The organism is Gilliamella sp. B2824 (genome assembly GCF_026536245.1).
GTDB lineage: Bacteria > Pseudomonadota > Gammaproteobacteria > Enterobacterales > Orbaceae > Gilliamella.
Genome location: NZ_JAFNON010000022.1, coordinates 3,078 through 5,006, shown reverse-complemented (window position 1 = coordinate 5,006; position 1,929 = coordinate 3,078). Strand labels below are relative to the sequence as shown.

Annotated in this window: 1 rRNA gene; it reads left to right on the top strand. The window is 49.0% G+C overall.

What is annotated here, in order from left to right:
- Positions 1–381: 381 nt before the first annotated feature.
- Positions 382–1,919: ribosomal RNA gene (locus tag J3U56_RS11820) — 16S ribosomal RNA — on the top strand.
- Positions 1,920–1,929 lie beyond the last annotated feature (10 nt).

The following is a 1,929-nucleotide window of genomic DNA, read 5'->3' as shown; positions in this document are numbered from 1 at the left end:
AAAACACAAACAGAAAAAAAATAGCAATAAACACTTGCAGGAATTTTTTAAGTGCCTATAATGCGCATCCACTGACACGGCGTTAGTGAAAAACAAACGAAGAACGTGTTAGAGAGCAAGATCAAAAATATTGAAAAAAGATCTTGACGAATAAAAAGGTGTAGCGTAGTATACGCAGCCCTTGAGACAGCAAACTAAAACAACAAAATGTTTAGTTAAATTTAACGCTGTCAGCTCTTTAAAAAGAAGAAACAGACAATCTGTGTGGGCACTTGCGAGACAAAGAATTAAAAGTCTACGGACTGAAAAAATTAAGTCTTGATAAGTGACACTGAAGATTCATTTGAATATGTCAGAGACAGTTATTGAGCATCAAACTTTAAATTGAAGAGTTTGATCATGGCTCAGATTGAACGCTGGCGGCAGGCTTAACACATGCAAGTCGAACGGTAACATGAGTGCTTGCACTTGATGACGAGTGGCGGACGGGTGAGTAAGGTATGGGGATCTGCCGAATGGAGGGGGACAACAGTTGGAAACGACTGCTAATACCGCATAACGTTGAGAGACCAAAGCATGGGACCTTCGGGCCATGCGCCATTTGATGAACCCATATGGGATTAGCTAGTTGGTGGGGTAAGGGCTCACCAAGGCGACGATCTCTAGCTGGTCTGAGAGGATGACCAGCCACACTGGAACTGAGACACGGTCCAGACTCCTACGGGAGGCAGCAGTGGGGAATATTGCACAATGGGGGGAACCCTGATGCAGCCATGCCGCGTGTATGAAGAAGGCCTTCGGGTTGTAAAGTACTTTCGGTAGTGAGGAAGGTAGTGTATCTAATAGGTGCACTAATTGACGTTAATTACAGAAGAAGCACCGGCTAACTCCGTGCCAGCAGCCGCGGTAATACGGAGGGTGCGAGCGTTAATCGGAATGACTGGGCGTAAAGGGCATGTAGGCGGATAATTAAGTTAGGTGTGAAAGCCCTGGGCTCAACCTAGGAATTGCACTTAAAACTGGTTATCTGGAGTATTGTAGAGGAAGGTAGAATTCCACGTGTAGCGGTGAAATGCGTAGAGATGTGGAGGAATACCGGTGGCGAAGGCGGCCTTCTGGACAGATACTGACGCTGAGATGCGAAAGCGTGGGGAGCAAACAGGATTAGATACCCTGGTAGTCCACGCTGTAAACGATGTCGATTTGGAGTTTGTTGCCTAGAGTGATGGGCTCCGAAGCTAACGCGATAAATCGACCGCCTGGGGAGTACGGCCGCAAGGTTAAAACTCAAATGAATTGACGGGGGCCCGCACAAGCGGTGGAGCATGTGGTTTAATTCGATGCAACGCGAAGAACCTTACCTGGTCTTGACATCCACAGAATCTTGCAGAGATGCGAGAGTGCCTTCGGGAACTGTGAGACAGGTGCTGCATGGCTGTCGTCAGCTCGTGTTGTGAAATGTTGGGTTAAGTCCCGCAACGAGCGCAACCCTTATCCTTTGTTGCCAGCGATTCGGTCGGGAACTCAAAGGAGACTGCCGTTGATAAAGCGGAGGAAGGTGGGGACGACGTCAAGTCATCATGGCCCTTACGACCAGGGCTACACACGTGCTACAATGGCGTATACAAAGGGAGGCGACCTCGCGAGAGCAAGCGGACCTCAGAAAGTACGTCTAAGTCCGGATTGGAGTCTGCAACTCGACTCCATGAAGTCGGAATCGCTAGTAATCGTGAATCAGAATGTCACGGTGAATACGTTCCCGGGCCTTGTACACACCGCCCGTCACACCATGGGAGTGGGTTGCACCAGAAGTAGATAGCTTAACCTTCGGGAGGGCGTTTACCACGGTGTGGTCCATGACTGGGGTGAAGTCGTAACAAGGTAACCGTAGGGGAACCTGCGGTTGGATCACCTCCTTACGAAGTGCTC